Annotated in this window: 21 protein-coding genes; 10 read left to right on the forward strand and 11 right to left on the reverse strand. The window is 66.4% G+C overall.

Going from position 1 to position 24,475, the window contains the following annotated elements:
• Positions 1–95: 95 nt before the first annotated feature.
• Positions 96–1,073 carry a polyprenyl synthetase family protein gene (locus ACYX7E_RS08535; protein ID WP_462080143.1) on the reverse strand — a complete coding sequence of 326 codons (978 nt, stop codon included), beginning with the start codon at positions 1,071–1,073 and terminating at the stop codon, positions 96–98.
• A 178-nt stretch (positions 1,074–1,251) separates the two neighbouring features.
• On the opposite strand from ACYX7E_RS08535, the gene ACYX7E_RS08540 reads away from it, so the two are divergent.
• The 5 genes from ACYX7E_RS08540 to rfbD are packed head-to-tail and all read left to right on the forward strand — an operon-like array spanning position 1,252 to position 5,187.
• Complete coding sequence (locus ACYX7E_RS08540; RefSeq protein ID WP_462080144.1) at positions 1,252–1,737, forward strand: single-stranded DNA-binding protein; 486 nt, start codon at positions 1,252–1,254, stop codon at positions 1,735–1,737.
• 54 nt (positions 1,738–1,791) lie between these two features.
• Positions 1,792–2,847, forward strand: a complete 1,056-nt coding sequence (gene rfbB / locus ACYX7E_RS08545) for a dTDP-glucose 4,6-dehydratase (protein ID WP_462080145.1) — start codon at positions 1,792–1,794, stop codon at positions 2,845–2,847.
• The gene (gene rfbA, locus ACYX7E_RS08550; protein WP_462080146.1) at positions 2,844–3,731 is read left to right on the forward strand and encodes a glucose-1-phosphate thymidylyltransferase RfbA; all 888 of its coding nucleotides are present in this window, start codon (positions 2,844–2,846) and stop codon (positions 3,729–3,731) included. The genes rfbB and rfbA overlap by 4 nt, the downstream gene beginning before the upstream one ends.
• A complete protein-coding gene (rfbC, locus tag ACYX7E_RS08555) occupies positions 3,728–4,285 on the forward strand; it encodes a dTDP-4-dehydrorhamnose 3,5-epimerase (protein WP_462080147.1) in 558 nt (185 codons plus the stop codon). Before rfbA ends, rfbC begins: the two co-directional genes overlap by 4 nt.
• The gene (gene rfbD, locus ACYX7E_RS08560) at positions 4,282–5,187 is read left to right on the forward strand and encodes a dTDP-4-dehydrorhamnose reductase (RefSeq protein ID WP_462080148.1); all 906 of its coding nucleotides are present in this window, start codon (positions 4,282–4,284) and stop codon (positions 5,185–5,187) included. The genes rfbC and rfbD overlap by 4 nt, the downstream gene beginning before the upstream one ends.
• A gap of 112 nt (positions 5,188–5,299) precedes the next feature.
• On the opposite strand, the gene ACYX7E_RS08565 is transcribed toward rfbD, so the two are convergent.
• A complete protein-coding gene (locus tag ACYX7E_RS08565; protein ID WP_462080149.1) occupies positions 5,300–7,024 on the reverse strand; it encodes a peptide MFS transporter in 1,725 nt (574 codons plus the stop codon).
• Between the two features lie 132 nt (positions 7,025–7,156).
• Here ACYX7E_RS08565 and ACYX7E_RS08570 point away from each other — a divergent pair, with 132 nt between their 5' ends.
• The 3 genes from ACYX7E_RS08570 to ACYX7E_RS08580 all read left to right on the forward strand — a co-directional run bounded on the left by ACYX7E_RS08570 (position 7,157) and on the right by ACYX7E_RS08580 (position 12,114).
• Positions 7,157–9,310: a dipeptidyl-peptidase 5 gene (locus ACYX7E_RS08570; RefSeq protein WP_462080150.1), complete on the forward strand. Its 2,154-nt coding sequence runs from the start codon at positions 7,157–7,159 to the stop codon at positions 9,308–9,310.
• A 138-nt stretch (positions 9,311–9,448) separates the two neighbouring features.
• On the forward strand, positions 9,449–10,708 hold the full coding sequence (locus ACYX7E_RS08575; RefSeq protein WP_462080151.1) for a DUF819 family protein: 1,260 nt from the start codon (positions 9,449–9,451) through the stop codon (positions 10,706–10,708).
• A 143-nt stretch (positions 10,709–10,851) separates the two neighbouring features.
• Positions 10,852–12,114 carry a DUF819 family protein gene (locus ACYX7E_RS08580; protein WP_462080152.1) on the forward strand — a complete coding sequence of 421 codons (1,263 nt, stop codon included), beginning with the start codon at positions 10,852–10,854 and terminating at the stop codon, positions 12,112–12,114.
• 705 nt (positions 12,115–12,819) lie between these two features.
• Here the strand turns inward: ACYX7E_RS08580 and ACYX7E_RS08585 are convergent.
• The 9 genes from ACYX7E_RS08585 to miaB all read right to left on the reverse strand — a co-directional run bounded on the left by ACYX7E_RS08585 (position 12,820) and on the right by miaB (position 22,215).
• Positions 12,820–13,044, reverse strand: a complete 225-nt coding sequence (locus ACYX7E_RS08585; protein ID WP_462080153.1) for a YbdD/YjiX family protein — start codon at positions 13,042–13,044, stop codon at positions 12,820–12,822.
• Between the two features lie 43 nt (positions 13,045–13,087).
• On the reverse strand, positions 13,088–15,175 hold the full coding sequence (locus ACYX7E_RS08590; RefSeq protein ID WP_462080154.1) for a carbon starvation CstA family protein: 2,088 nt from the start codon (positions 15,173–15,175) through the stop codon (positions 13,088–13,090).
• Positions 15,176–15,317: 142 nt separating this feature from the next.
• Entirely contained in the window at positions 15,318–16,319 is a 1,002-nt protein-coding gene (locus ACYX7E_RS08595) for a magnesium and cobalt transport protein CorA (RefSeq protein WP_462080155.1), read from the reverse strand.
• A 187-nt stretch (positions 16,320–16,506) separates the two neighbouring features.
• Entirely contained in the window at positions 16,507–17,667 is a 1,161-nt protein-coding gene (locus ACYX7E_RS08600) for a lipoprotein N-acyltransferase Lnb domain-containing protein (protein WP_462080255.1), read from the reverse strand.
• A 139-nt stretch (positions 17,668–17,806) separates the two neighbouring features.
• Positions 17,807–18,673 (reverse strand): HlyC/CorC family transporter, encoded by an 867-nt coding sequence (locus ACYX7E_RS08605; protein ID WP_462080156.1) that lies wholly within the window; start codon positions 18,671–18,673, stop codon positions 17,807–17,809.
• Positions 18,674–18,854: 181 nt separating this feature from the next.
• Complete coding sequence (gene ybeY, locus ACYX7E_RS08610; RefSeq protein ID WP_462080157.1) at positions 18,855–19,337, reverse strand: rRNA maturation RNase YbeY; 483 nt, start codon at positions 19,335–19,337, stop codon at positions 18,855–18,857.
• 10 nt (positions 19,338–19,347) lie between these two features.
• The gene (locus tag ACYX7E_RS08615) at positions 19,348–20,340 is read right to left on the reverse strand and encodes a PhoH family protein (RefSeq protein WP_462080158.1); all 993 of its coding nucleotides are present in this window, start codon (positions 20,338–20,340) and stop codon (positions 19,348–19,350) included.
• Positions 20,341–20,453: 113 nt separating this feature from the next.
• Positions 20,454–20,678: a hypothetical protein gene (locus ACYX7E_RS08620; protein WP_462080159.1), complete on the reverse strand. Its 225-nt coding sequence runs from the start codon at positions 20,676–20,678 to the stop codon at positions 20,454–20,456.
• 10 nt (positions 20,679–20,688) lie between these two features.
• Positions 20,689–22,215 (reverse strand): tRNA (N6-isopentenyl adenosine(37)-C2)-methylthiotransferase MiaB, encoded by a 1,527-nt coding sequence (gene miaB, locus ACYX7E_RS08625; RefSeq protein ID WP_462080160.1) that lies wholly within the window; start codon positions 22,213–22,215, stop codon positions 20,689–20,691.
• Between the two features lie 306 nt (positions 22,216–22,521).
• Here miaB and ACYX7E_RS08630 point away from each other — a divergent pair, with 306 nt between their 5' ends.
• The gene (locus ACYX7E_RS08630; protein WP_462080161.1) at positions 22,522–23,472 is read left to right on the forward strand and encodes a lytic transglycosylase domain-containing protein; all 951 of its coding nucleotides are present in this window, start codon (positions 22,522–22,524) and stop codon (positions 23,470–23,472) included.
• A 355-nt stretch (positions 23,473–23,827) separates the two neighbouring features.
• Positions 23,828–24,475 (forward strand): ubiquinol-cytochrome c reductase iron-sulfur subunit, encoded by a 648-nt coding sequence (gene petA, locus ACYX7E_RS08635; protein ID WP_462080162.1) that lies wholly within the window; start codon positions 23,828–23,830, stop codon positions 24,473–24,475.

The following is a 24,475-nucleotide window of genomic DNA, read 5'->3' on the forward strand; positions in this document are numbered from 1 at the left end:
TGGCAGGGTCCGGATGCGGCCGGTGGGCGCCGTGTTCATGCTCATGGACGTTCGTGGACGTTCATGCGCGCTCCTGCGGGCTATGGGGCATGCCGTCAGTGGCTGCGCTCGACCGCGTAGCGGGCCAGGCCGCGCAATGCGTCCATCGCCGGGTTGTCCGGCAGGCCCTGCAATGCCTCTTCGGCCGCGCGGGCGTAGTCGAATGCGCGCTGGCGGCTGTAGTCCAGGCTGCCGGCGGCATGGATGGCGGCCAGCACCTCGGGCATCGCGGCATGGTCGCCGGTTTCGATGATCGCCCGCAGGCGTTGCCGGGTGGCCTCGTCGGACTGGCTGATCGCATGGATCAGCGGCAGCGTCGCCTTGCCTTCGGCGAGGTCGTCGCCCAGGTTCTTGCCGAGCTCGCTGGCGTCGGCGCTGTAATCGAGGACGTCGTCGGCGATCTGGAACGCGTAGCCCAGCTGCATGCCGTAGTCGTAGAGCCGGCGCTGGGTGGCCTCGTCGGCGCCCGAAGCCAGAGCGCCCAGCTGGGTGCCGGCGGCGAACAGGACGGCCGTCTTGCGCTCGATGACGTTCAGGTAGGCCGTCTCGTCGGTGTCGGGGTTGCGTACGTGCAGCAACTGCAGCACTTCGCCCTCGGCGATCCGGTTGGTGGTGTCGGCGAGGATGCGCATGACTTCCATGCGGTCGAGTTCGACCATCAACTGGAAGCTGCGTGAATACAGGAAATCCCCGACCAGCACGCTGGGGGCATTGCCCCACAGCGCGTTGGCGGTGCTGCGCCCGCGGCGCAAGTCGGATTCGTCGACCACGTCGTCGTGGAGCAGGGTCGAGGTATGGATGAATTCGATGATCGCCGCCAGTTGGTGGTGTTCCGGCCCGGTGGCGGCGCAGGCTTGCCCGGCCAGCACCACCAGCATCGGCCGCAGGCGCTTGCCGCCAGCGGAGACGATGTGCTCGGCGATCTGGTTGATCAGCACCACGTCCGAGGCCAGGCGGCGCCGGATCAATGCATCCACGGCCCCCATGTCGGCGGCGGCGAGGGATTGGATCGCGGACAGGTCTGGACCGGGCATGACACTCGAGGGTTTGGGGCGGGGGATCCGGGGGGCCGGAAGCCAATTATACGAACAGCGTCGCCGGTCGCGGGGAAACCTGACCGGGCGATGAGGCTTGTGCCGGATGCCCGCGACAGGGAGGCTATAATCCACTATTGCTCGTCGGATCCCGGCGAAACTCCAAGGAACGTATCCCATGGCACGTGGCATCAACAAGGTGATCCTGGTCGGCAATCTCGGCAACGACCCGGATGTGAAGTACACCCAGGGCGGCATGGCGATCACCCGCATCAGTCTTGCCACCACCAGCGTCCGCAAGGACAAGGACGGCAACCAGCAGGAGCGCACCGAATGGCACCGCGTGGTGTTCTTCGGCAAGCTCGGCGAGATCGCCGGCGAATACCTGCGCAAGGGCAGCTCGGTCTATGTCGAGGGCTCGATCCGCTATGACAAGTACACCGGCCAGGATGGGGTCGAGAAGTATTCGACCGACATCATCGCCGACGAGATGCAGATGCTCGGTGGCCGTGGCGAAGGTGGCGGCGGTGGTGCGAGCGCAGGCAGCGGCGGAGACCGCATGGCCCGTCCGCAGCGCCAGGACCCGCCCGCGCAGCGTCGACCGGCGCCGTCGCAGCAGCCTGCGCCGATGGACGACTTCTCGGACGACGACATCCCGTTCTGAGTCGTGTCCCAGTCGTTGCGCTGGTCAACAAATCCGAAAGAGAGGGAGCTCCTGATGCCGACCTGGCTGGTCACCGGTGGTGCCGGTTTTATTGGTGGTAATTTCGTGCTGGGCGCCGTCGCCGATGGCGTCAAGGTGGTCAACCTGGATGCGCTGACCTATGCCGGCAATGTCGACACGCTGGCGTCGCTTGAGGGCGATGCCAACCATGTCTTCGTGCACGGCGATATCGGCGATGCGGCCCTGGTCAGGCGCCTGCTCGACGCGCACCGGCCCGACGCAATCATCAACTTCGCCGCGGAAAGCCATGTCGACCGTTCGATCGACGGGCCAGGCGCCTTCGTGCAGACCAATGTCGTAGGCACGCTGTCGTTGCTCGAATGCGCGCGCGACTACTGGCGCGGTCTGCCTGCCGGCGATCGTGACGCGTTCCGGTTCCTGCATGTGTCCACCGACGAGGTCTACGGAACGCTGGGCGACACCGGCAAGTTCACCGAGCAGACGCCTTACGCACCGAACTCGCCGTATTCCGCGTCGAAGGCGGCGTCGGACCACCTGGTGCGTGCGTTCCACCACACCTATGGGTTGCCGGTCCTGACCACCAACTGCTCCAACAACTACGGTCCTTACCACTTTCCGGAAAAGCTCATTCCGCTGGTGATCGCCAAGGCGCTGGCCGGTGAACCGCTGCCGGTCTATGGCGATGGCAAGCAGGTGCGCGACTGGCTGTTCGTGACCGATCATTGCGAAGCGATCCGGACGGTGCTTGCCAATGGACGCGTCGGCGAGACGTACAACGTCGGCGGCAATTCGGAAAAGCAGAACATCGAGGTCGTGCAGGCGATCTGCGCGCTGCTCGACCAGCGCCGGCCGCGCGAGGACGGCAAGCCGCGCGTCTCGCAGATCGCCCATGTCGCAGATCGCCCCGGACACGATCGCCGGTATGCGATCGATGCCTCGAAGCTGCGCGACGAACTGGGCTGGGAGCCGCGTTACAGCTTCGAGCAGGGGATCGCAGAGACCATCGACTGGTATCTCGATCATCAGGACTGGGTGCAGCGGGTGCTGGACGGCAGTTATCGCCTGGAGCGGATCGGGGGCGCGGCATGACGGCACGCAAGGGCATCATCCTGGCCGGCGGGTCTGGCACGCGGCTGTACCCGATCACCCAGGCGATCAGCAAGCAATTACTGCCGGTCTACGACAAGCCGATGATCTATTACCCGCTCAGCGTGCTGATGCTGGCCGGGATCCGCGATGTGCTGATGATCAACACGCCGCATGAGCAGGCCCTGTTCCGTGGCCTGCTGGGCGACGGATCGCAGTGGGGCATGCGCATCGAATACGCGGCGCAGCCCAGCCCGGACGGATTGGCGCAGGCCTTCCTGATCGGGCGCGACTATCTGGCCGGCGCCCCGAGTTGCCTCGTGCTGGGTGACAACATCTTCCATGGTCCCGGCCTGACGACGATGCTCAAGCGCGCCGATGCGCGTGAACAGGGGGCGACCGTGTTCGGATATTGGGTCAGCGATCCAGAGCGCTATGGCGTCGCCGAGTTCGATGCGGCGGGCAAGGTCGTGGGCCTTGAGGAAAAACCGGTCAAGCCGCGTTCCAACTATGCGGTGACCGGTCTGTATTTCTACGACGGACGCGCCAGCGAGCTGGCTGCGACGCTGAAGCCCTCGCACCGCGGTGAGCTCGAGATCACCGACCTGAACCAGCTGTATCTGCAGCAGGGGGAGCTGCATCTCGAGCAACTCGGCCGCGGCTATGCATGGCTGGATACCGGCACGCACCAGTCGTTGCTGGAGGCTTCGAACTACATCGAGACGATCGAAGCGCGGCAGGGACTGCGGGTCTGTTGCCCGGAAGAGATCGCCTGGAACAATGGCTGGATCGATGCCGCACAGCTTGAAGTGCTGGCGCGACCGCTGATCAAGAACGGATATGGCCAGTACCTGCTCGGCCTGGCTGAACGCGGATATGTGCCGTGAAAGTGATTGAAACCGATCTTCCTGGATGCGTCGTCATCGAGCCGCGTGTATTCGGCGACGACCGTGGTTTTTTCTATGAATCGTTCAACCAGGGCAAGCTGGCTGCGCACGGCCTTTCGCCAACCTTTGTCCAGGGCAACGTGTCGCGTTCCTCGCGTGACGTGCTGCGAGGCCTGCACTACCAGTGGCCGAACCCGCAGGGCAAATACGTGTCGGTGCTCGAAGGCGAGGTCTGGGATGTCGCTGTCGACATCCGCCGGGGTTCCCCGCATTTCGGGCGTTGGACGGCCGTGTTGCTGAGTGCGGAGAACAAGCGCCATTTCTGGATTCCGGAAGGCTTCGCGCATGGGTTCGTCGTGCTGAGCGAGCACGCGTTGTTCAGCTACCTCTGTACGGCGACCTACGATGCCTCGGCCGACACCGGCATTCGTTGGGACGATGCGACCTTGGCGATCGATTGGCCGGTGCGCGCGCCATCGCTGTCCGCCAAGGACGCACATGCGCCGTTCCTTGCGGACGTGCCTGAGGCGCGCTTGCCGGTGTACCGGGGTTGAAGGCCCTGCTGCTGGGGGCGAACGGCCAGGTCGGGCGCGAACTACAACGCAGCCTGGCCGGCACCGAGCTGGTGCGTGCGACCCGTCATGGTGTGCTGGAGGACGGAGCGAGGTGCGAGGTTGCCGATTTCGACCTGCCAGCGTCGCTGGCTTCGTTGGTCGATCGGATCGCACCGGATGTCGTTGTCAATGCGGCCGCCTATACCGCCGTGGATCGGGCCGAGACGGAGCCGGACGCTGCGTATCGTGCCAACGCGGAATCGCCGCAGGCGTTGGCCGAGGCCTGCGCCAGGCGCGATGCGCTGCTGGTGCATTATTCGACCGATTATGTGTTCAACGGCGGCGGAAACCGGCCCTATCGCGAGGACGATGCCACCGATCCGCTCGGCGTCTACGGCGCCAGCAAGCGGGCCGGCGAACTGGCGATCCAGGCCTCCGGTGCGCGCCACCTGATCTTCCGGACCGCATGGGTCTATGCATCGCATGGGCGCAATTTCCTGCTGACGATGCTGCGTCTGGCTGCCGACCGCGATGAACTGCGCGTCGTCGCAGACCAGTTCGGAACGCCGACGCCGGCGGCGTTGATCGCCGACGCTACGCGCGATGTGCTGGCGAGCGCGCGTCTGCCATCGGGCATCTGGCACCTGACCGCGTCCGGCCAGACCAGTTGGCATGGCTTCGCGTCGGCGATCATGGAATCGGCGCACGCGCGCGGATTGCTGCCACGGCAACCGCGGGTGATCCCGATCACCACGGAGGCGTTTCCGACACCTGCGCGGCGTCCCGCCTATTCGTGCCTGGATGTCTCGCGGCTGGCGGACGTGGGCGGAGTCGTATTGCCGGACTGGCGCGATCAGCTCGAACGTATACTCGATGAATTGAGTCCCGCCCGCGCGGCCTGAGCTGCGACCGGGCGTTGCGTCCCGCGGTTCAGTGCCGCAAGCAGCGCTCGCTGCAGCAAAGAAAAAGCCCGCCGAAGCGGGCTTTCAATGCAGCGTCCGGATTTGTCCGGCGTCAGCGCACCCCATGCATCCAGCGACGCACCAGCGGCGCGAGCACGAAGTAGGCCACGCCCGAACCCAGGCCGATCCACAGCAGCAACTGGAACATCTCGCCGTATTTGGCCGCGGCGACCGCCATGTCCAGGGTTTCGCCTTCCAGCACGTCCATCGACGTTAGCTTGCCGAACTGCGCCGCGAGCACTTCCGAGTACGCGGTGGCAAGCCAGAACGCGCCCATCATCAGGCCGACCACGCGCGCGACCGACAACTGGGTCACCGCCGACAGGCCGATCGGCGACAGGCACATCTCGCCGACCTCGAGCAGGAAGTACGCCAGCACCAGCCACCAGACGCTGGCCAAGACGCCGTGTCCGGCGGCCTGTGCGGCCAGGATCAGCGGCACGAACGCTAGCCCCGCGAAGATCAGTCCGATCGCCATCTTCGCGGGCTTGCTCGGATTGCGTCCACGGCGTTCCAGCCATGGCCACAGCCACGAGAACACCGGCGCGAGCACCACGATGAAGAACGCGCCGAGGAAGGTCAGCGAGCCCGCGGTCTGCGGCACCAGCACCACGTCATGGACCAGCGCGATCGCCAGGGCGACCACCAGCGCGACCACGGCAGCCTTCGCCAGTCCGGCATGACCACGATCGCTGGCACGCAGTGCGACCACCATCAGCACCGGGCTGATGGCAAGTGCGAAGATCGCCCAAGGCACGCCCGGCGTGTAGTTGCCTGGGACGCTGCCGAACAGGTCCTTGGTCAACAGCCGGTCGGTGAACGTGACCCAGGAGCCGTAGGTCTGCTCGTAGAGGGTGAAGAAGATCAGCACGCCGATGATCAGCACCACCAGCGCCAGCATCTGTTCGCGCTCGACCTTGTTGCAGTGGCGCACCAGGAACCAGACGAACCATGCCAGCAATGCGATCGCGATGATGTGCATCGCACCGTGCACGGTCCAGGTCCGCTGGATCAGCTGCCAGACGACCAGCGCACCGGCGAAGCTGCCGATGTAGATCCACCATTCGCGCGTCAGCGGGCCGACGCGCTCGCGCAGCTTGGCAGGATCGTTCGGTTCGGCATGGCCATACAGGTACTTCTGGCCCCAGATGAACACGATCAGGCCGGCGACCATGCCGATGCCTGCGGCGCCGAAGCCGTACTTCCAGCCATAGGTTTCGCCAAGAAAGGCACAGACCAGGCTCGAGAACAGCGCGCCGACATTGATGCCGGCGTAGAACAGCGTGAAGCCGGAATCGCGGCGCGGGTCTTCCGGCGCGTACAACTTGCCGACGATCGTCGAGATGTTGGGTTTCAGGAAGCCGACGCCCATGATGATGAGCGCCAGCGACAGGTAGAACACCTGCAGCGCGCCCTCGTCGCGGACGATGACGCCATCGACGATCCGCGCCTGTTCGCCTTCGTAGGCCATGCCCAGGTGACCGAGCACCAGCAGCACGCCGCCGAGCACCACCGCCTTGCGCATGCCCAGGTAGCGATCCGCCAGCAGGCCGCCGATCACCGGCACCGCATACACCAGGCCGCCATAGGCACCGAGCAGGTCGTAGCCCGCATCGTCGCCGAACAGATGGTATTTCAGGATGTACAGCAGCAGCAGCGCCTTCATGCCGTAGAAGGAAAAGCGCTCCCACATCTCGGTGAAGAAGCAGACGAAGACGCCCTTGGGGTGACCGAGGAAATCCCCGGTGTCGACATGAGCGGGATTGACGGTGCCCAAGGCGATGCTCCGTATTGACGAAAGCGCAAGTATAGGCGCAGCGCTTGCGTGCGCACCCGGCCTGGTTGCAGCGCAACTTTGCAGTCGCCTGCCCACGGCCTACCATGCGGGCTTACCGTCCGGAGTCGCCCCATGTCCCTGCGAAACGTCTTGCTTCCCCTGTGCCTGCTCGCCGCCCTGCCGGTGTCCGGCCATGCCCGCAACCTGGAGGGCGCTCCGGAGGGTGGCCCCGCGGCTGCCGGCGCCAACACGGGCAGCACCGCCGTCCGCGGGCTCGACGTCCGCGATCTGGTCAAGCTGGACCGGGTCTCGTCGCCGACGCTGTCGCCCGACGGCCGCTACGTCGTGCTGGCGCAACGCTCGGTCGGCGCCGACGGCAAGGCCGAGACCGCGCTCTACATCCGCAACCTGCTGACCCGCGACCTGGGGCCGCCCAAACGCCTGACCCCGGCGGGCTGGAACGTCACCTCGCCGGTGTTTTCGCCCGATGGCCGCAGCGTTTACTTCCTCAGCGGCAAGCGCGATTCCCAGCAGTTGTACGTCATCGCGACCGACGGCGGCGAGCCGCGGCAACTGACCGCGTTCGCGCTGGATGTCGGCAGTTACCAGCTGTCGCCCGACGGCAAGCGGGTGGCCTTCAGCGCCGAGACGTTTGCCGAGTGTGGCGCCGACTTCGCCTGCACGCAGAGTCGGCTCGACGCCACCAAGGCGCGCAAGACCAGCGGCGTGCTCTATGAGCAGTTGTTCGTGCGCCATTGGGACACCTGGAATGACGGTCGACGCAGCCGCCTGTTTCTTGCCGATCTTGGCGACGGGTCGGCGGCAGCCGCCAAGCCCGTCACCGAAGCTAGAGCGCTCAGTGCTGCGCTCGATGGCGACATCCCGTCCAAGCCGTTCGGCGATGCCGGCGACTACGCCTGGGCTCCCGACGGCCAGTCCGTCGTCGCCAGCGTGCGCATCGCCGGCAGGACCGAACCGTGGTCGACCAATTTCGACCTGTACCGGCTGCCGGTCGCAGGCGGCACGCCGGTCAATCTGACACAGGCCAATCCCGCCTGGGATGCCGGTCCGGTATTCAGTCGCGATGGCGGCACGCTGTTCTACCGCGCGATGAAGCGCCCCGGCTTCGAGGCCGATCGTTTCGCCCTGATGGCCATGGACCTGGGCAGCGGCCGAGTCCGCGAGATCGCACCGCGCTGGGATCGTTCTCCCAGCAGCGTGGCCGTGTCGGCCGATGGCAAGTCCCTGTACGTGGCGGCGCAGGATACCGGCGAATACCCGCTGTTCCGCGTCGACGTCGCCAGCGGTGAAGTCACCCGGCTGGTCGGCGATGGCACGGTGTCGGCCTTCGCGCTGGCGGGCGATACGCTGGCACTGACGCGCAATACGCTCGACAGCGGCAACGTGCTGTACGTGACGTCGACCGCGGCCTCCAACCTGCGCCAGATCACGCCGACGGACGGAGAACGCATGCCGGAACTGCAGTTCGGCGTCTTCGAGCAGTTCACCTTCAAGGGCGCCGGCAACGACACCGTGCACGCCTATGTGGTCAAGCCTGCGGGCTATCGTGAGGGCGTCAAGTATCCGGTGGCCTTCCTGATCCATGGTGGGCCACAGGGCAGCTTCGGCAACAGCTGGAGCACGCGCTGGAATCCGCAGACCTATGCGGGGCAGGGGTTCGCAGTGGTGATGATCGATTTCCACGGATCCACCGGGTATGGCCAGGCCTTCACCGATGCGATCAGCGGCGACTGGGGCGGCAAGCCGCTGGTCGACCTGCAGAAGGGTTGGGACGCCGCGCTGAAACAGTATGCCTTCCTCGACGGCGATCGCGCCTGCGCGCTTGGCGCCAGCTACGGCGGCTACATGACCAACTGGATTGCCGGCAACTGGTTCGACAGGGCCGGCAACTCGCCGTGGAAATGCCTGGTGACCCACAACGGTGTGTTCGACACGCGGTCGATGGGATTGGTGACCGAGGAGCTGTGGTTCTCCGAATGGGAGAACGGTGGCACCGTCGCCGAGAACCCGCAAGCCTACGAGAAGCACAACCCCGCGCGCCACATCGCCAAGTGGAAGGTGCCGACGCTGATCGTCGCCGGGCAGAACGATTTCCGTGTCCCGATCGATCAGAGCCTGTCGGCATTCACTGCGCTGCAGCGACAGGGCATCGAGTCGAAGCTGCTGTATTTCCCGGACGAGAATCACTGGGTCTTGAAGCCCGACAACAGCATCTTGTGGCACGATACGGTCAATGCCTGGTTGAAACAGCACACTGGCCAGTGATCCAGGGCATGCAGGGAAGAACCGGCCGAGGCCGGTTTTTCTTTGTGCAGGCATCAACATGGACGCATCCGGCGATGACGAGACGTCGCCGGATGCGATCCCCCGCGTCTTCTGGAAGGCGCATCCAATGGAGCACGCATGGCGATCGAATCGGCACACCCCACCCTGGCAATGATCGACAACGATGTCGTCGTCTTCGGACTGATCGCGGCGACACTGGGATTGATCTTCTGGTTGGCGAGCGGGCCGACACCGTTCTGGAAGAAGTTCTTCGCCTGGGTACCGGCCCTGCTGCTGTGCTACTTCGTGCCGGCGCTGTACAACACCATCGGCCTGATCGACGGCGAGAACAGCACCCTGTACAACCCGATCGCCAGCCGCATCCTGCTGCCGGCGGCACTGGTACTGCTGACGCTGTCGGTGGACCTCAAGGGCATCCTGCGGCTCGGCCCGCGCCTGCTGTTCGTGTTCGCCGCAGGCACGTTCGGTGTGTTCCTGGGCGCGGTAGTGTCGTTCCAGTTGATGGAATGGTTCTGGCCGGCCGCCGTGGCCGGCGATACCTGGAAGGGCATGGCGGCGTTGTCGGGCAGCTGGATTGGCGGCGGCGCCAACATGGTCGCGATCCGTGAGATCTATGAGGTCGACGCGACGCTGTTCGGGCAGTTCGCGGTCGTCGACGTGGCCCTGGCCAGCGTGCTGATGGCGACGTTGCTGTTCCTGGCCAACCGCGCGCAGCAGATCGACCTGCGTTCCGGCGCCGACACCACCGCGCTGGATGAGATGAAGCAGCGTATCGCCGACTACGAGGCGGCGAATGCGCGCATCCCGACGTTGTCGGACCTGATGGTCATCATCGCCTGGGCCTTCGGCATCGTCGGCCTGGCACACGCGGTTTCGGAGCCGGCGTCGGCCTGGTTCAAGGCCAATGCGGCCTGGTCCAGCCGGTTCAGTCTGGACGCGCCATTCGTCTGGATCGTGGTGCTGTCGACGCTGGGCGGCCTGCTATTGAGCTTCACCCGCGTGCGCCGGCTCGAGAACGCCGGCGCTTCGAAGGTCGGCACGGTGTTCCTGTATTTCCTGATCGCCTGCATCGGCATGCAGATGGATTTCCTGAAGCTGGCCAATCGCCCGGAGCTGCTGCTGATCGGCGTGATCTGGATGAGTGTGCACGTGCTGGTGATCTGGTTCGCCGCGCGTGCGATCAAGGCGCCGCTGTTCTATTTCGGCGTGGGCTCGATGGGGAACATTGGGGCCGCGGCGTCGGCACCGGTCATTGCCGCCGCCTTCCATCCGAGCCTGGCGCCGGTCGGCGTACTGCTGGGCACGGTGGGTTATGCCACCGGCACCGTCATCGCCTATTTCATCGGCCAGACCCTGCGCTGGATGGCGGGGGCCTGAGCCCGCGCCGCGAGGCACTTGCGGTCTGTCTTGGCTATGTCACGATGCGCCGCTGACCGTCTCCGGATCGCGGAGCGGGCCTTGGCCGCGACCTCCGCCGTTGCGGCCGCTGCTGTCGGGGCGGGGTTCTGGAGTGAGTGCAGGTGGCTGTCGATCCCAATGCGTCCGCAGCGCCCGCGCTGATCACCAATGACATCGTCCTGTTCGGCCTGATCGCGGCGACGCTCGCCGCGATCTTCTGGACCGCATCGCGCCCCAGTGGGCCGTGGAAGACGTTCTACTCCTATGTGCCGGCCTTGCTGCTGTGCTATTTCATCCCGGGCATCTACAACACCATCGGCCTCATCGATGGCACCGGCAGCGCGCTGTACAACCCGGTGGCGAGTCGCGTGTTGTTGCCTGCGGCGCTGGTGCTGCTGACACTGACCATCGACCTGCGGGCCGTGCTGCGGTTGGGGCCGAAAATCCTGTTGATGTATCTGGGCGCATCGCTGACGGTGATGATCGGCGCCTTCGTCGCATTCTGGCTGATGGGCCTGATCCATCCGCAGACCGTGGCGGGTGATACCTGGGCCGGCATGGCGGCGCTGGCCGGCAGCTGGATCGGTGGCGGTGCGAACATGGTCGCGATGAAGGAAGTCTTCGCGGTCGATGAAACCACGTTCGGCCAGTTCGTCGTGGTCGATGTGGGCGTGGGTTATGTGTGGATGGCGATGCTGATCTTCCTGGCCGGCCGTGCGGCGGCGATCGATGCCCGCAGCGGGGCCGACACCCGCGCGATCGAGGATCTCAAGCTGCGCTTGGCGAGTTACCAGGCCGAGCACGAGCGTGTGGCGACGTTGGCCGATCTTGTGATCATCGTCGGCATCGCTTTCGGTGTGGTCGGGCTGTCGCATGCGATCGCGGGGCCGGCATCGGCGTGGTTCGGTGCGCACGTGCCATGGGCGCGGCAGGTGAGCCTGCACGAGCCTTTCGTCTGGGTGGTGGTGTTGTCGACGATGATTGGCCTCGGCCTGAGCTTCACGCGTGCGCGCACGCTCGATGGAGCCGGTGCGTCGAAGGTGGGCACGCTGCTGCTGTATGTGCTGATTGCCTGCATCGGCATGCAGATGGACATTTTTGCGCTGGCCGACCGGCCTTGGCTGTTCTTGCTGGGCCTGATCTGGATCCTGGTGCACATCGCGCTGCTGTGGGGGCTGGGCAAGCTGCTGCGCGTGCCATTCTTCTATTTCGCGATGGGCTCGCAGAGCAACATCGGCGGGCCGGCCTCGGCGCCGGTCGTGGCCTCGGTGTTCCATCCCTCGCTGGCGCCAGTGGGAGCTTTGTTGGGCACGCTGGGTTACGCCAGCGGGACGTTGCTGGCTTACATCACGGGGCAGGTGCTGCGCGCGATGGCAGGCGCCTGAGTCTTCTGCGGAGCAGCGTTCGTTCCTGAATCTGCGTCGCTCCGGCCGGGAATTGCTGCGCGGCAGACTCGTGCAAGCAGCTGCTGCGCACCTATGGCTGACTCGCTGCTGCGGATCCGACATCAGTGATCCGGCTTTGAGGCCTTTCCTCCTCTCACGCACCAGCAAAAGCGGAAACGGCATCGGTTTCTGAGGCTGCATCGCCCCGTCCGGGAACTGCTCCTCGGCTCGGTCAGCCCGTGCCGCTGTGCGGCCCGGTCCGGCCCGGCGCAGCACGCCGGGCGTTCGCATGGGCTGCGCGGCAGTGCCGCGCAAGCAGCCCCTGCTCACCCATGGCTGACTCGCCGCCGCGGGCCATCCATGGCCCGCTCTCCGTAATCCCCGGCGAGGCGACGCACTGGTGTCGGATGGGCCTGCGTCTTCGACGGCGAGGGCATGCGTCAAAAGCGTAGCGGCACCAAAATCCTGACGCACGAGGCAGTGGCGGGTCGGGCGGAGGCTGCGCCAAGCACGCCATGGATGGCATGCGCCCGAGTCAGGGCAGGATGCCCTGACCGAGGGAAGATCAGCCGCAGCCCGGCACGCTGCTGCAAATCCAACACCGACGATCCGGCTTCGGCCATCACGCATGAGAAATCCGGCAGGTCTTCGATCTCCCCAATGCGGAGGGGAATAAAAAAACGCGCCCTGAGGCGCGTTTTTCTCTCAGCAGCAGCGGAATCCGCTGCGCCCGCCGAAGCGGGCTTCCTGGCGCTCCCGGAAGAACGTCTTGTAGTCCATCGGCTCGCGATCCGGGTGCTTCTCGAGAATGTGCCGGACGTAATTGTCGTAGTCCGGAACCCCGCAACACAGCCTCGCCGTCTGCACCAGCCTCCGCCACACACGCTTGTGCGTGGCGAAGTGTTCGAGTGGAACCAGTTGAGTGCCCATCAGTGCATCTCCCTCGAAATCGACTCGACCAGGCCTGGCTGCATTACAGCCAGGCTTTCTGCTGCTCTTCGGTCAACGCCACGTACGGCGTCTCGCGATCGGTGCGCTCGGCGCTGCGGCGTGCCTTCAGGATGGCCTTGACCGCATACAGCAGCACGCTGAACACCACGAACAGGAACAGCGCGGTGAGTCCGGCATTGACGTAACCGTTGATGACGACCTGCTTCATCTGTCCGGCCGTCTTGGCCGCGCCCAGTAGCTCGCCGTTGGCGATCGCGGTCTGGTAGTGACGGGCCTGCGCGAGGAAACCGATCGCCGGCTTGGGATCGAAGATCTTGATCAGTCCGGCATAGGTCGTGCAGATCAGCAGCCACACCGTGGGCACGATGGTCACCCAGGCATAGCGGTCACGCTTCATCTTGAACAGGACCACCGTGCACAGCAGCAGCGCGATGCCGGCCAGCATCTGGTTGGCGATGCCGAACAGCGGCCACAAGGTGTTGATGCCGCCCAATGGATCGACGACGCCCTGGTACAGGAAGTAACCCCACAGCGCGACGCAGCCCGCAGTGCCGATGACATTGGCGGTCCACGAGTCCGTCCGGCGCAGCACCGGGATGAAGTTGCCGAGCAGGTCCTGCAGCATGAAGCGACCCGCACGCGTGCCTGCATCGACCGCAGTCAGGATGAACAGCGCTTCGAACAGGATCGCGAAGTGGTACCAGAACGCCATCATGCCGTCGCCGCCGGGCAGGGCATCGTGCAGGATCACCGCGATGCCTACCGCCAGCGTCGGAGCGCCACCGGCGCGCGACAGGATGGAGTGCTCGCCGATATCCCGGGCCGTCTGCTCAAGCTGGTCGGGCGTGATGTGGAAGCCCCACTGGCTGATCACCGACGCGGCATTGACCGCATCGGTGCCGATGACGGCCGCCGGGCTGTTCATCGCGAAGTAGACGCCGGGCTCGATGATCGATGCCGCGACCAGCGCCATGATCGCCACGAACGACTCCATCAGCATGCCGCCGTAACCGATGTAGCGGGCATGGGTTTCATTGGCCAGCAGCTTGGGTGTGGTGCCCGAGGAGATCAGGGCATGGAAGCCCGAGACCGCGCCGCAGGCGATGGTGATGAACAGGAACGGGAACAGACCGCCCTTCCAGACCGGGCCGTCGCCATTGGTGAACTGGGTCAGCGCCGGCATCTTCAGCGTGGTGACGTCGGGGCTGGCGATGACGATGCCGATCGCCAGCGCGACGATCACACCGATCTTCAGGAACGTCGACAGGTAGTCACGCGGAGCCAGCAGCAGCCACACCGGCAGGGTGGCGGCGACGAAGCCGTAACCGATCAGCATCCAGGTGATCTGGGTGCCGGTGAAGGTGAATGCGGGACCCCAGTACTCATGGGCGCCGACCTTGCCGCCGAACCAGATGGCCGCGATCAGCAGCACGATGCCGACCACCGAGATTTCGCCGATCTTTCCGGGCCGGATATAGCGCATGTAGATGCCCATGAAGATGGCCAGCGGCATCGTCGCCATCACCGTGAACATGCCCCAGGGGCTTTCCGCCAGCGCCTTGACCACGATCATCGCCAGCACCGCGAGGATGATGACCATGATCAGGAAGGCACCGAACAGGGCGATGGTGCCGGCCACGGGGCCCATTTCCTCGCGCACCAGGTCGCCCAGCGAGCGGCCGTTGCGACGGCTGGAAATGAACAGCACCATGAAGTCCTGCACCGCACCGGCCAGGACCACGCCGGCGATCAGCCACAGCATGCCGGGCAGGTAGCCCATCTGCGCGGCCAGCACCGGCCCGACCAGAGGACCTGCGCCCGCGATCGCGGCGAAGTGGTGCCCGAACAGCACGTTCTTGTTGGTCGGGACATAGTCCAGGCCGTCATTGTTGATATGCGCCGGCGTGGCCCGTGTCGGGTCCAGCTTCATCACGTTTTTCGCGATGTACAGGCTGTAATAACGATAGGCGACCAGATAGATCGATACCGCCGCGACCACGATCCACAATGCATTGATCTGCTCGCCCCGCCGCAGGGCGACGGTGCGCAGACAGAAAGCGCCGAGCACGGCCAACGCGGCCCATGCGACCTTGGATAAAGTACCTTTCATCTGACGCCCTCCAGTGACTGATGGGAAGAGTCGCGCCTGTACCAGGAGAGGTCAATGCGAGGCCCCGGATTTACGCGGTTTTCAGGCTAAGACTTTGGTCGTAGCCGTGTTGCGTGTGCCCTGGCGGTGGCCCCGGAAGCGGTCAAAGCCAGCGGATCTTCTTCAGGTAAACATACAGCCCGCCGACCACGAGCAGCACGCCGCCGATCAGCACGCCATAACTGTAGGGGCCGGCCAGTTCGGGCATGTGCTCGAAATTCATGCCGTACCAGCTGGTGATCAGGGTCGGCGCCGCCAGCAGCGCGGCCCAGCCGGCCAGGCGCTTGACCACCTCGCCCTGGGCCAGCGTGACCAGCGACTGGTTGACGCTGAGCGCGGTGCCGAGGATGTCGCGCAACGCGTCGATCGATTCGTTGATGCGCGAGGAATGATCGAGCACGTCGCGGAAGTAGAAGCGCACGTCCGGCGAAATCAGCGGGCTGCTGCTGCGCACCAGTTGCGACAGCACGTCCTGCATCGGGGTCACTGCGACGCGCATGTAGGTCAGTTCGCGCTTGAGGTCGTACAGCCGGGTGACGGTGCGCCGCTCGAAGGTCTCGCTGACGATGTCCTTCTCCAGCGCGCTCAGCGTGGCCTTGAACTCGTCGACGATCGGCAGGTAGTTGTCGACGATGGCGTCGAGTACCGCATACAGCGCGTACGACGGCCCCAGTGCCAGCAGTTCTGGTTCGCGTTCCACCCGTGCGCGCGCGCCGGCATAGGACAGCGAGGCGCCATGGCGTACGGTCACCAGGTAGCGCGTGCCCAGGAAGATATGCGTCTCGCCATAGGCGATGCGCTCCTCGACGACCTGCGCGGTGCTGGCCACGACGAACAGCGAATCGCCGTAGGGTTCGATCTTGGGGCGCTGGTGGGCGTTGCTGGCGTCCTCGATGGCCAGGTCGTGCAGGCCGAACTCCGCCTGCAGGATGTCGAGCACATCGTCGCCGGGCTCGTACAGGCCGATCCAGACAAAACTGCCGTCGTCGACGGCGAGCACGTCGCTGATCGCTTCCAGCGAGATGTCTTCACGGACGCCGTTGCGGCGATAGACGGCGCAGTTGACGACACAATCGGGAACCGCGCGAGGTGGGGAGGCATCCATGGCGCGCATCCTGCACCCGGCAGCGCGGCGCGGCAAGCGCGGCGCGCGTTCGCGGGCGGCATGCGCGCAATTCCCACAGGGTGAGGGCGCCGTCGCTCGCAAACGCCGCGCGTATCGCACCGGCGCGGAGCAGGGCTTGCATACGGGCGACGGGCGCCTGCGTGCGCCCATCGCGCCGGTTGCGAGGCTAGGGGCGGGGCTTGCGCAGCAGCCACCACAGCATCGCGTGCAGCGGCGACAGCAGCGCGATCCAGTGCACGTTGCGCTGGGGCAGCACCGGCAACCAGTGCAGGAACCATGCGGCCACCGTGCCGAGGGCGATCGCGGCCAGTACGACGCGGAACCAGCGTCCACCGTCGCGACCCCGGGCGATCCGCCAGCCGCCCGGCAGCAGCAGCAGGCACAGCGGGCTCAGCAGCAGCAGGTTCTGGTTGGCCCAACCGAAGCGGTGCTCCGTGCCCAGCCAGATGAAGCCGATCAACAGGCCCAGCAGGCCAGAGGCGCACCAGAAGGGCAGTGCGAGCTGGGCGACGCGGTGGCGATGGCGTTGCCCGAGGGCCCACAGGCCGCCGGCCAGGACCAGGCCGGCGAGCAGCCATGGCCACCAGGCGCGCGGGGTGTCCTGCGGTTCTGCGGGCAGGCGGTGTGGCAGCACCTCGACGGTCTCGGCGACCAGCGGACGGCCGTCGGCGCGTTGCAGGTGGGCCAGGGCGTCGGCGAGCCGCATCGGTACGAAGGCGTCCTGCCACAACGAGTGTGGCTGGTCGGCGCTGGGTCCGAGACCGAGATCGAAACCCAGCCACATCCACGCGGCCGGTGAGGCCAGGCGCACGGCGTCGCCGCGATAGGTGTTGCCGCGCGAGCGGCCTTCCAACTGGCTGCGCAGCAGGCCCGACAGCGCGGTATCGAGCGCGTCGCGCACGCGCGTCGAGCAGTTGTCGGTGAAGTAGTCGTAGCGGTAGCGCGCGTTCTCGGGCCGGGCGTTCTCGGCCAGCGCCGCCGCCAGCGACTGCGCCTCGGCATCGCTGAGGTCCAGCCACTGGATCGATACGCCGCGACCCATCTCGCGGTAGTAGGCCAGGTCCTGTGACAGGGGCAGCGCGACCAGGTTGTACTGCATGTGGCCGCGGATGAAGCCGCTGATGAAGTCGGGTGCTTCAGGGTCGAAAAAACCGAAGTTGTAGGACAGCGCTTCGGGCTGGCCGGGATCGTCGACGACGATCGCGTTGTGGCCGAAACGCTCGAAGAAGATCTCGCCCGGCTGCATGGTCGCCACGCCGATGCGCGGCTGCGACCAGGCGAGTGCCGACCCCAGTGCGGACGTCAGCAGCAAGCAGGCCAGCACCAGGGTGCGGGCGAGGGCATGGCGTGTGCGGATCAAGCGGGCAGGCTCCAGGTACGGCGGGCGGCATGGGCGTGGGCGCGACGGCACAGCGCATTGATTGCGATCCCTCGCGACGGCGCGCCCGACCTCAGCCACCTGGACATCAGGGGTCTGCGTGCACGCTGACCTGCAGCGCATGCAGGCGGCGGGCATCGGCACGAGTGACCCGGAACGAGAACCGGCCCAGCGTCAGCTCGTCGCCGATCTCGGGCAGGTGCCCGATCGCCGCGGTCAGCAGGCCACCGATGGTGTCGTACTCGTCGTCTTCGAAATCGGCGCCGAAGCGCTCGTTGAAGTCGGCAATCGGCGTCAGCGCATCGACCATGTACTGGCCGTCGGCCTGCGCGGCGATCAGCGCGTTGGGATCCTCGGCGTCATCATGCTCGTCGTCGATCTCGCCGACGATCTCTTCCAGCACGTCCTCGATCGTCACCAGCCCGGCCACGCCGCCGTACTCGTCGATGACGATGGCCATGTGGTTGCGCGACTGGCGGAACTCGCGCAGCAGCACGTTGAGCTTCTTGGACTCGGGGATCAGCACCGCCGGCCGCACCAGCGCATGGATCGAGCCCGGACCATTGTCGGCGACCACGCCGCGCAACAGGTCCTTGGCCAGCAGGATGCCCAGGATCTCGTCCTTGTCCTCGCCATGCACCGGGAAACGCGAATGGCCGGACTCGACCACCTGCTTCATCAGGTCCAGGAAGCGGGCGTCGGCGGACAGCGCGATCATCTGGGCGCGGGGCACCATCACGTCGCCCACGGTCATGTCGGAGACCGCGATCGCGCCCTCCATCATCCGCAGCGTATCGGCGGCGATCAGGCCGTCGGCGTGGGTGTCGCGCAGCAACTCGACCAGATCGTCGCGGGTGCTGGGTTCTCCGGAGATCGCAGAGCTCAGGCGTTCCAGCCAGCTGCGTCGTTTTTCAGCGGTTTCAGGGGCACCGCTACTACTGTCGTCCTCGGACATTGCAGTAAGTTGTTGATTCATCTATGCCCGTGGGGGCGGCAGCGGCAAGTCTAGCGTGACCGCGACGGATCTGCGCGTCCCGCATGCGGGGCGCGGCTGTGGGCGGGGGCTGCAAGCCGTATCGGACGGGGGCTGAAGACAGGGCCGACGGCGAGAGACCGGGCAGGTGCCGCCTGCGCCATCAACCTTCCGCGTAGGGGTCGCCGACGCCCAGGCCGGCCAGGATCTCGCGTTCGAGCTGTTCCATGGCATCGGCTTCCTTGTCGTCCTCGTGATCCCAGCCCAGCAGGTGCAGCACGCCATGCACGGTCAGGTGCGCGTAGTGGGCGTTGAGCGCCTTCTTCTGCTCCTTGGCCTCACGGGCGACCACCGGCGCGCAGATCACCAGGTCGCCCAGCAGCGGGAAGTGCACGCCTTCGGGCAGGCCTTCCGGGACCTCGGCGGGGAAGCTCAGCACGTTGGTCGCATAGTCCCTGCCGCGGTAATGCCGGTTCAGGGCGCGGCCTTCCTTGCTGCCGACGATGCGGATCGCCAGGTCGGCTTCGCGGATGCGGTTGTGCAGCGCCGCGTCCACCCAGCGGCGGAAACTCACCGCCGCTGGCAGGCCCTTGCGGGGGATGGCGTAACCGACGGCGACATCGAGACGGACGGGACCCTGTGTCATGGACGTCATCCTACGCCGGGCCGCTGGCCGCGTCCTGGGCGTCGCGCCGTTCGTAGGCGGTGACGATCCGGGCCACCAGCGGGTGGCGGACCACGTCGCGCGCCTCGAAGAACGTGAAGCTGACACCATCCACGCCATGCAGCACATCCAGCGCATCGCGCAGGCCGGACTTCATGTGCTTGGGCAGGTCGATTTGGGTCAGGTCGCCCGTCACGACGGCCGTGCTGCCGAAGCCTAGCCGGGTCAGGAACATCTTCATCTGTTCGATTGTGGTGTTCTGGGCCTCGTCGAGAATCACGAAGGCATCGTTGAGCGTGCGTCCGCGCATGTAGGCCAGCGGCGCGATCTCGATGACGTTCTTCTCCAGCAGCCGGGCCACCTTCTCGACGCCCAGCATCTCGTACAGCGCGTCGTACAGCGGTCGCAGGTAGGGGTCGACCTTCTGGGTCAGGTCGCCGGGCAGGAAGCCGAGCTTCTCGCCGGCCTCGACAGCGGGGCGCACCAGGATCAGTCGCTGCACCTTGGATTCGTTGAGCGCCTCGACCGCCATCGCCACGGCCAGGAACGTCTTGCCGGTACCGGCCGGGCCCACGCCGAAATTGATGTCGTGGGTGGTGATCTGGTGCAGGTACTTGGCCTGGTTGGCGCCGCGGCCGCGGATCGTGCCGCGCTTGACGCGGACGGCAACGTCCTGCGGCGTGTAGCTGTCACCGGACTCCGCTGCCTGGGTCACGCTGGACTGGCTCAGGCGCAGATTGATCGCCTGGCTGTCGAAAGTCTCGGTCTCGGCTTCGGCGTACAGCGCACGCAGCAGCTTCTCGGTCTGCTCGACGACGCGGCGGTCGCGACCGCTGACCCGGAACACGTTGCCGCGATTGGCGATCTCCACGCCCAGGCGCAGTTCGATCTGGCGCAGATGGCCGTCGAACGGGCCGGCGAGGTTGGCCAGTCGCTCGGTGTCAGCGGGCTCGAGGATGAAATCCTGATGGGGCATGGCAGTCATGGGCGAAGGTTAGCGCGGAAAGTGGCAAGGAAATGTTGCGGACATCGCCCCGTCGATGCCGGTGGCCGGCATCGCGACGTGGATCGTGCGGCGGGTACGCGATGGGACGATCGTCAGTACCCTGCGCTGCGCGGATTGCGCGCGCTGCGAAGCACGGCGATCGCCGCGACCAGCAGGCAGGCCAGGCCGCCGCCGAGCCACAGCCAGCCGTCCACGGTCAGCGCGGCGTTGCCGCTGCGCTGCAGCTTCAACCAGAACCGCAGCAGGCCGAGCGCGCCCAGGCCGCTGAACCATAGCGCCAGCGCATGTCGCGACCACAGGCTGCCCGATCGGCTCATGCGACCCGGCTCATGCGATCGCCTGGTTCGCCGTGAGGAGCGATGTGTCTGCCGTCGCCGAGGACGCAGCGTCGAGGAGCACGCGGCCACGCAGCGAATTGCTCATCGCCTCGGTGATCAGCACATCGACGAACTGTCCCCGCAACCGCGGATGGCCGGCGAAATTCACCGAGCGCATGTTCTCGGTCTTGCCGGTCAGCTCGTTGGGATCCTTGCGCGACGGGCCTTCGACCAGCACGCGCTGCACGCTGCCGACCATCGCCTGCGACAGCGACGCTGCATGCGCATTGATGTGCGCCTGCAGCCGCGACAGCCGCGCGTGCTTGTCGGCGTCGCTGGTGTTGTCCTCGAGATCGGCGGCCGGCGTGCCGGGGCGCCGCGAATAGATGAACGAGAAGCTCTGGTCGAAGCCGACGTCCTCGATCAGCTTCATGGTCTTCTCGAAATCGGCATCGGTCTCGCCGGGGAAGCCGACGATGAAATCCGAGCTGATCGAGATGTCCGGGCGCACCGCGCGCAGCTTGCGGATCTTCTGCTTGAATTCGAGCGCGGTGTAGCCGCGCTTCATCGCCGCAAGGATGCGGTCGCTGCCGGCCTGGACCGGAAGGTGCAGGTAGTTGGCCAGCTGCGGCACGTCGCGATAGGCCTCGACCAGCGAATCGCTGAATTCCAGCGGATGCGAGGTCGTGAAGCGGATGCGACCGATCCCCTCGATCTGCGCGATCGCGCGGATCAGCAGGCCGAGGTCGGCATGCTGCAGATCGTCGCCTTCGCCATAGGGGCCACGGTAGGCGTTGACGTTCTGGCCCAGCAGGTTGACCTCGCGTACGCCCTGCGCGGCCAGTTGCGCCACTTCCACCAGCACATCCTCGAACGGACGGCTGACTTCCTCGCCACGGGTATAGGGCACCACGCAGAAGCTGCAGTACTTGCTGCAGCCTTCCATGATCGACACGAACGCGCTGGCGCCTTCGGCGCGAGGTTCGGGCATGCGGTCGAACTTCTCGATCTCCGGGAAGCTGATGTCGACCTGGGGCTTGCCGCTCTCGCGCTTGGCGCGGATCAGCTCGGGCAGGCGGTGCAGGGTCTGCGGGCCGAACACCAGGTCGACGTACGGCGCGCGCTTGACGATGGCTTCGCCTTCCTGCGACGCCACGCAGCCGCCGACACCGATGATGACCGGACGTCCGCCCGCCTTGAGCCTGCTTTCCTTGAGCAGGCGCCAGCGGCCGAGCTGGCTGAAGACCTTCTCCTGCGCCTTCTCGCGGATCGAGCAGGTGTTGACCAGGACCACGTCGGCTTCCTCGACATGCGGCGTCAGCTCCAGGCCGTCGCTGGCGGCCAGCACGTCGGCCATGCGCGCCGAGTCGTACTCGTTCATCTGGCAGCCGTGGGTCTGGATGAACAGCTTTCCGCGGATCGGTACGGCCGACGTGTCCTGCTGCGCCGCGGGGGCGGAGGCCGGCGCGGCCTCGACGGGAGACAGGGACGGGCTCGCGGACGGCGTGCCGCCGGTCAGGACGTGGAGTTCGATCATGGCGTTTCCGGGGGCACGGCGGTGAGTCCGGGCCGGATGGCTGAGTGGGGCGGCAGTTTAACCGCAGGGCGATCCACGCGCTGGCAAGCGGTCCAGTGGCAAGTGACCCAGTGGCAAGCGGTCCACTGGCCCGGGCGAGCCGGGCGGGGCATGGAGGCCGACAGGGAGGGGCGGGGCTGAACGGAATGCGCGGATATGGGGCCGGGTTGGCGGAGCTTGTCTGGTTTTGGCGCCGGCTTGCGTTCGATAATCAACAGGCTGGCCGTCCGCAAGGGCTGTCGGCAGGATCAGAGGATAGTGGCGGCGATGAAGCGCGTGTTGGGGGGATTGGGAAGCATCTGCCTGCTGGTGGCCCTCGTGGCCGGCCCGGCACGGGCAGGCACGGTCTATCGCTGCGATGGCGATGACGGTGCGCGCAGCTATGTCAGCAAGCGGATCCCCGGTGCCAAGTGCGCGGCGGTCAGCACCTATACCCCCAGCCGGCGTCCGGCGGCGCAGGCCGCTGCGCCGGCACCGGCCCGCAGCGTCGCGCGTGGCAGCGACGCCGGTGCCCCTGCGGGCGTCAACAACAATGCCCCGGCGACCTTCATGGGCGCCTCGGCCTCCACGGTCGCCGCGCCGGCACCTGCCGCCGCGATGCCGCGACCGGCCACCGCGACGCAGCAGGGCACCCGCAGGCTGCAGCAGGGGCAGGTCTACTCCTACGTCAAGGATGGCGTGCGCCACTACACCAGCGCGCGGCCGGCGGGGAACTCCGGCGCGACCGCGGTGCGCACGATCCAGTACAGCTTCTTCGAGACCTGCTTCGCCTGCGGCAGCCTGCCGGGGGTCAATTTCGGCTCGATCCGCCTCAATACCAGCGCCTACCAGACCGAGATCCGCGACGCGGCGCGCAGGCACGGCGTCGAAGAGGCCGTGGTGCGGGCGATCATGCACGCCGAGTCGGCCTACAATCCCAACGCGCTATCGCGCGCCGGTGCCCAGGGCCTGATGCAGCTGATGCCGGCCACCGCACGCCGGTTCGGAGTCATCAACGCTTTCGACCCGGGTCAGAACATCAATGGCGGCGTCGAGTACCTGGCCTGGCTGCTGAAGCGCTTCAAGGGCGACCTGACCCTGGCGGCCGCGGGCTACAACGCGGGCGAAGGCGCGGTCGACCGGCACAAGGGCGTGCCGCCCTACAGCGAGACCCAGCGCTACGTGCAGCGCGTGGCGGTGCTCGCCGAGCGCTATCGCGGCCACGTCGCGTCCAACTAGCGCCTTGGCGCGCTGGCGCTGATCGGGTCGGGGCACCTGAGCCGAGGCGGCACCACTAAGGCAGACGAACGCAGGCCGCCCCCGGGCGACCGCCTTGGCCTGCGCGGGGCGAGGCCATCCCGCGCGCAATGACGTGAATGCGTATCCGCGCATCGCGCCCGCGTCGGCCGTGCGATCCCGGTCGTTCGCGCCGCAACTCCTTGTTTCATGGTGTGGTTGCGTCTTCCGCGTGCATGGACATTGTCGGCGGATTCAGCGTTCCGCTACACTTTGTCGTCTTTGCGGCCGCTCCCCTCGCGGGAAGTGGTACGCGGCAGCCACACCATTAGCTACCGAAAGATTTGCGGAGTGCCGGATGTCCAATGAAGCGGTGATCGACCCCGTCCACGAGGAGGGGCCAAGCAGTTCCGGCCGGCGACGGTTCCTGACCGCGACCACCGCGGTGGTCGGCGCAGTGGGCGTAGCCGGCGCAGCCGTGCCGTTCATCAAGTCCTGGAATCCCAGTGCGCGGGCCCAGTTGGCGGGTGCACCGGTCACGGTCGACATCAGCGCCCTGCAGGAAGGCCAGCGCCTGATCGCCGAATGGCGCGGCCAGCCGATCTGGATCGTCAAGCGCTCCAAGGCGATCCTGGAAGCGCTGCCGACGCTGGACAGCCATCTGCGCGACCCGATGTCCGAAAACCTGGACCAGCAGCCGGCCTATGTCCGCGAAGCCAATCCGGAGCTGCGCTCACTGAAGACCGACATCTCGGTGCTGGTCGGCCTGTGCACCCACCTGGGCTGCTCGCCCGAGATGGTGGCCGAGATCCGGCCCGCCCCGTTCGATCCTGACTGGAAGGGCGGCTACTTCTGCCCCTGCCACAAGTCGAAGTTCGACATGGCCGGCCGCGTCTACCAGGGCGTCCCTGCGCCGATCAACCTGCTGGTCCCGCCGCACTACTACGCCGATGACAACACCCTGGTGATCGGGGTTGATCCCTCGGCCGGCAAGGGAGGGGCTTAA

This window comes from Luteimonas sp. RIT-PG2_3, assembly GCF_054902115.1.